The organism is Kribbella sp., from assembly GCF_035655035.1.
GTDB lineage: Bacteria > Actinomycetota > Actinomycetes > Propionibacteriales > Kribbellaceae > Kribbella.
Genome location: NZ_DASRVN010000496.1, coordinates 1 through 2871, shown reverse-complemented (window position 1 = coordinate 2871; position 2871 = coordinate 1). Strand labels below are relative to the sequence as shown.

Here is a 2871-nt window from a genome sequence, read left to right as displayed (position 1 = left end):
GCACCACGCGGTCTGGGGCAACGAACACCTCGGCCACGGCTCGCACATCCACTCGGTCGTCAAACGCCTCCGCCAGAAACTCACGAACCTCGGCGCCACCGTCACCATCCACGCCGTCCGCGGCGTCGGCTTCCACCTGCTGCCAACCGTCTGAGCGGTGGAGCGGGTATGGTCACGGTGGACCGTGACTGGCGTGCATCGGGTGGATTACCACCGGGGAGCGGTCCCGTCTCGACGACGTGTGCCGTGCGCCTGGGCTTCTGGGATCGACCGGGAGGCCCGGCATGGCGCGACCGACGCTGGTGGGGATCGTCAACATCACGCGCGACTCGTTCTCCGACGGTGGACGCTACCTCGCGCCACCGGACGCGATCGCCCGGGCGCGGGAGCTGTCCGCGGCGGGGGCCGATCTCGTCGAGCTCGGGCCGGCGTCGAGCCATCCGGATGCCGAAACGGTGCCGCCCCGCGAGGAGATCGAGCGCCTGGCCGGTGTGATCGACGGGCTGGGCGGGATCCCGTGGGGCGTCGACTCGTACCACCCGGAGACCCACCGGTACGCCGCCGCGCGCGGAGCGTCGTACCTGAACGACATCCAGGGCTTCCCGGATCCACGCCGGTACGGCGAACTGGCCGGGCTGTCCTGCCGGCTCGTCGTGATGCACTCGGTCCAGCGGTTCGGTCCGGCCACCCGCGTGCTGACCGATCCGCGGTCGACCTGGGAACGCGTCGAGGCGTTCTTCGACCAGCGGATCGCGGCCCTCGACGCGGCCGGAATCGCTCGTGACCGCCTGATCCTCGATCCCGGGCTCGGCTATTTCCTCGGCAGCACTCCGGCGCCGTCGCTCGCCGTCCTCGGCAACCTGTCCCGCCTCAAGGAGCGCTACGGTCTCCCGGTGCTGGTGTCGCCGTCCAGGAAGTCGTTCCTCCGCGCGATCACCGGTACCGGCCTGTCGGCCATCGGGCCGGCGACTCTCGCGGCCGAGTTGCACGCGGCCGGCCAAGGGGCCGATTACCTGCGTACGCACGACCCGGCAGCTCTGTCCGACGCATTGAGCGTTCAGCGGGCACTGTCAGAGGTCATGGATCGGCCCCCGGACCGCTGGGGTCCGGGGGCCGGTCTCTACTCGGCTACTTGATCGACTTCAGGGCGAAGTCTTCGACGACGGGGGTGCCGTTGATCAGTTTGGTGGTGCGGGTCTGGGGCTTGTAGCCGTCCTTCGCGGCGATCAGGGTGAGCGGGTTGTTGCGGCGGTCGAGCCAGTACGCGTACTTGCCGTCCTTGTCGGTGATGAACGTGTAGGACTGCGCCCACGAGTCCACCTCGACGGTCGCGCCCGCGAGCGGAGCGGACGCGCCGGCCGAGCTGACGCCGGTGACCGTGCCCATCAGCTTGCTCCAGGTGGTCGGCGGGGTGACGTTCATCGTCACGCCGACGGCCGGGACGGAGTACGGCGTGTTCTCGCCGATCGTCACGGCACCGGAGTAGGCGCCGGGCTGGTCGACGCTCGCGGAGAGCGTGACCTTGACGGTCGTCGACTGTCCCGGGGCCAGCGTGGCCGCGGTCTGGTCGAGCGACATCCAGCTCACGTCCGCCGACGACTCGGTGCAATCCTCGAGACCCGGCAGGGCCTCACTGTCCGCGGTCGCCGTGAAGCCGCCGGACGAGCCGCCGACCTTGTAGAAGCCGCACGCCGCGCCACCGCGGTACCGCGGCAGGTTGGCGTTCGGCAGCGCCGACCAGGTCTCGGCCGACGGGTCGTAGGCGAACCCGGCGTTGGTGACGGCACCCGCCTGGACGCCGCCGACGATCAGCAGCTTCCCGCCGGCGACGGCGTACGACGCCGCCCAGTGGTCGGCCGGGGCGTCCGCGATCGCGGTCCAGGAGTCGGCTCCCGGATCGTAGACGTACGCCGACTTGAGCGAGTTCGTGCCGTCGTTGCCGCCGGCGCAGTACAGCTTGCCGTCGATGGCGCCGCAGGACGCGAACGCGACCGACTGCGGGTAGTTCGCCAGCGTCTGCCAGCTGTTGGCGTCGGCGTCGTACCGCACCACGGTGTTGCTCATCGGGGTGCAGTTCGCGGTCGTGCACCCGCCGACGGCATACAGCTTGCCGTCGAGTACCGCCTGACCGGCGGCGGCCCGGGGTGCCGGGTTCGCCGCTACCGCGGTCCAGGCGTTGGCCGCCGGATCGTACGCCCAGGTGTCCGCGGCCGGGCCGGAGGATCCCCAGCCGGAGCTGGCGACGATCTTGCCGCCGACGACGCCGACGGTGATCGCGTTGCGGGCGCCCGGCAGCGGGGCGATCGCGGTCCAGGCGAGCGACGCCGGGTCGTACACGTAGCTGTTCGCCGTCGAGGCACTACCGTTGCCACCGGCAATCGAGTAGACCTTGCCGTCGAGGTTGACGACCCGGTTGTCCATCACGGTCGCCGGGTAGTCGGCGATGTCGGCCCACGGAGCCGCCATCGGCTTCGCGACGGCCGGTGCGGTGCCGGTCTTGCCGGACAGCATCCGGGCGAACGACGTGTCCACCGCGAGCCGCTGCAGCGGGGCGCCGGCCCCGTTCTCCACCTCGGCCTTGGAGGTCTTGGTGCCGTTCGCGTTCTCGAGGACGAAACCGCTGTCCTTCTCGCCGAACTTCACGTCGACCGGCGCGCCACCGGTGTTGGTGACCTTGAACGACTTGGTCACCTTGCCCGATGGCAGCCGCAGGCTGCCGGAGATGGTGCCCGGCGTGACGGCCAGCCGGCCGGCCTGCAGCGTGTAGTCGGCGGTGGTGGCCCAGTCCGCCTCGACCCCGACGGTCGCGGTCGAGCTGACGTAGTTGCCGGCCTTGGCGGTGAAGCTCTGGTTGCCGTCCGTCGACGAGTA

Annotated in this window: 3 protein-coding genes and 1 riboswitch; of the genes, 2 read left to right on the top strand and 1 reads right to left on the bottom strand. The window is 70.7% G+C overall.

What is annotated here, in order from left to right; translation table 11 throughout:
• Both VFF46_RS27115 and folP read left to right on the top strand, forming a co-directional pair.
• A partial coding sequence (locus VFF46_RS27115) for a helix-turn-helix domain-containing protein (protein WP_325040052.1) occupies positions 1 to 154 on the top strand: 154 nt, incomplete at its 5' end.
• Positions 155 to 174: 20 nt separating this feature from the next.
• A riboswitch (ZMP/ZTP riboswitch) is annotated at positions 175 to 265 on the top strand.
• Between the two features lie 19 nt (positions 266 to 284).
• A complete protein-coding gene (gene folP / locus VFF46_RS27110) occupies positions 285 to 1136 on the top strand; it encodes a dihydropteroate synthase (protein WP_325040051.1) in 852 nt (283 codons plus the stop codon).
• Here the strand turns inward: folP and VFF46_RS27105 are convergent.
• The coding region (locus VFF46_RS27105; RefSeq protein ID WP_325040050.1) for a kelch repeat-containing protein at positions 1129 to 2871 on the bottom strand (1743 nt) is incomplete at its 5' end. The genes folP and VFF46_RS27105 overlap by 8 nt on opposite strands.